The sequence below is a fragment of the bacterium genome (assembly GCA_030654305.1).
In the GTDB taxonomy this organism is placed as follows: Bacteria; Krumholzibacteriota; Krumholzibacteriia; order LZORAL124-64-63; family LZORAL124-64-63; genus PNOJ01.
This window is the reverse complement of record JAURXS010000359.1, coordinates 1-2,407: the sequence shown is the minus strand read 5'-3', so window position 1 is coordinate 2,407 and position 2,407 is coordinate 1. Positions and strand designations below refer to the sequence as shown.

Annotated in this window: 1 protein-coding gene; it reads left to right on the top strand. The window is 70.3% G+C overall.

What is annotated here, in order from left to right; genetic code table 11:
- Nucleotides 1-246 precede the first annotated feature (246 nt).
- A partial coding sequence (locus Q7W29_10275) for a multiheme c-type cytochrome (protein ID MDO9172205.1) occupies nt 247-2,407 on the top strand: 2,161 nt, incomplete at its 3' end.

The following is a 2,407-nucleotide window of genomic DNA, read 5'->3' as shown; positions in this document are numbered from 1 at the left end:
GGACCTGGGCCTTGATGGGCCCGCTCGGCCGGAATCTGTCACAGGGTCCTGACTGGATCAACCGTCATTGCGATCAGCGTCGGGGACTTGCATTTAGATACTGGATATTGATGTCATCACATCATTACCTGGAAGTACCGTGATACTTTCGTTACAATTGCCGCCGGTGGATCGTGACGCCCTGACCTCGCCCGGGAACTCTGCCGCCCTGGAGTGTCCCGCAGCCAATCTCTGAAGGAGACTGACATGCGTCGCACTCTGTTCCGGATGCTCGTGACCGCCCTGTTCCTCGTCGCGGCCGCGGGCGCGGCCCGGGCCCGCAACCCGATCCGCAATTCCTTCTTCGCCAGGTACCCCGCCGCGGTGAACACCGCGCTGGACGAGTTGCCGTCCCACGCCAACCACTGCGGCGTGTGCCACTTCGATTTCAGCGGCGGCGGGCCGCGCAATCCCTACGGCCTCTTGGTGGAGGTCGGCCTCAACAACGGCCTCTCCAACGCCGCGGCGGTCGCGGCCGCCGAGACGCAGGACGCGGACAACGACGGCTTCTCCGCGCTGATCGAGATCACCGACACGGTGAACTTCGCGAACACGCCCACCTTCCCCGGACTCAAGGCCGCCAACGCGGGTTCCGCGCTGAACGTGAGCCAGGCCGACCTGGTCGACCACCTGACGCCGTCCGGCGGGTCGGACGTCGACCCGCCGCTGGTCTCGGTGACCTGGCCGTCGGGCGGCGAGAGCGTCGCGCCGAACACCACCGCGAACGTGACCTGGAACGCGACCGACCCGAGCGGCATCGCCGCGATCGACATCTCGCTGAGCGAGGACGGCGGCGTCCACTGGGAGACCGTGGCCCGCAACCTGCCGCCGTCGAGCAGCTACGCCTGGTTCGTGCCCAACCTGCCCGGCGCGACGTCGCGGATCCGTGTCCACGCCCGCGACGCGGCCGGCAACGCCGGCTACGGCGACAGCGCCGCCGACTTCACGATCGCGCCGCACGTCGGCGGCGTCGCGCCCACCACGCTGCGCGACTTCCGCCTGCCCGGCACCCAGCCCTTCGGCTCGGGTGAACTCGACAACCCCGACGGCACCTGCTCGACCTGCCACGGCGGCTACAGCGCGGCCGTGGAGCCCTGGTCCAATTGGCGCGGCAGCATGATGGGCAACACCATGCGCGACCCGGTCTTCGCCGCGACGATGATCATCGCCGAGCAGGACGCGCCCGCCTCGGGCGACCTCTGCCTGCGCTGCCACACCCCGGGCGGCTGGCAGGGGGGGCGTTCGACCGACACCTCCGGCGGCATGGTCACGACGACGGACCGCCAGGGCGTGCAGTGCGATTTCTGCCACCGGCAGGTCGACCCCGTCTACCAGCCCGGCGTCAGCCCCGCCGTCGACGAGGGCATCCTCGCGAATCTCGCCGCGCCCGTGCTCGGCTACGGCAACGGGCAATTCGTCACCGACCCCGATCCCGTCCGCCGCGGGCCCTACGCGGACGCCCTGGCCTCGCACCAGTTCCTGGACTCGGCCTTCCACCGCACCGCCAACCTGTGCGGCACCTGCCACGACGTGAGCAACCCGGCCTTCGTCGCGGGCACGGCGCCCGGCGAGTACGTCGTGCAGGAGCTGGACGCGCCGCATCCCGACGGGGACAAGCGCGACATGTTCCCGGTGGAACGCACGTTCAGCGAGTGGTCGGTCAGCGCCTACGCCGAGGGCGGCGTCTACGCGCCGCAGTTCGCCGGCGTCAAGCCGGGCGGCATCGTCTCCACCTGCCAGGACTGCCACATGGCCGACGCGACCGGCCGCGGCGCCGCCACCGGTCCGATCCGCACCGATCTCGGCGTGCACGACCTCACCGGCGGCAACCACTTCGTGCCCGACCTCATCCCGACGTGGTTCCCGGGCGAGTTCGACCAGACGGCCCTCAACGCGGGCAAGGCACGCGTCACGGCGATGCTGCAGAAGGCGGCCACGCTCGAGGTCTTCGAGTCGCCCGTCGGCGGCGGGCCGGGCGTGACGGTGCGCGTCACCAACGAGACGGCCCACAAGCTGCCCAGCGGGTACCCGGAGGGTCGGCGCATCTGGATCAACGTGCGGGCCTTCGACGACCAGGCGAACCTGGTCTACGAGTCGGGCGCCTACAACGCCGCCACCGGCGTGCTGACCCTCGACCCGGACGCGAAGATCTACCACATCGAGCCCGGCACCTCGCACCGGCTCGCCGCGATCCTGGGCCTCGACGCGGGACCCTCGTTCCACTTCGTGCTCAACGACACGGTCTTCATGGACAACCGCATCCCGCCGCGCGGCGCCTCGCTGGCCGAACTGGAGGCCGTGCAGTCGCCGGTGGTCGGCTACGGGGGCTACCAGGAGGGGCAGTTCTGGGACGACACGCTCTACGGCC